Source organism: Streptomyces sp. SID5910, assembly GCF_009862125.1.
Classification (GTDB): Bacteria; Actinomycetota; Actinomycetes; order Streptomycetales; family Streptomycetaceae; genus Streptomyces.
The window spans coordinates 1-331 of sequence record NZ_WWHX01000872.1 but is presented as its reverse complement, the minus strand read 5'-3'; the positions used below and the strand labels follow the sequence as shown (position 1 = coordinate 331).

The 331-nt window shown below is 78.9% G+C and carries 1 pseudogene; it reads right to left on the bottom strand.

The annotated features are described in order from the left end of the window. Nucleotides 1-331, bottom strand: a pseudogene (locus tag GTW67_RS30565) (ABC transporter permease); the annotation flags it as partial.

Genomic DNA, 331 nt, shown 5'->3' with positions numbered 1-331 from the left:
CGCGGGCACCGCCACCACCGAGGTCTCGGCCAGCAGCCGCCCCACGAGGCCCCGCAGGGACGCGCCCCGGGCGCGGAGCAGGGCGAGTTCCGCGCGGCGCCGGTCGGCGGCGAGGCCGGCGGCCATCAGCAGGACCACGCCGGCGACCGTGCCGGTGCCGACCGCGGCGACCATGACCAGGGGGCCGATGCCCGAGCGCAGCCGGTCGAAGGCGGCGAACACCTCGTCCAGGTCGGTGCTCACGTCCACGTCCGGGGCGACCGCCGACCGCACCTCCCGCAGCCCCGGCCCGGACTCCAGGGCGGCGACGGACGAGTTCAGCCGGTCCAGG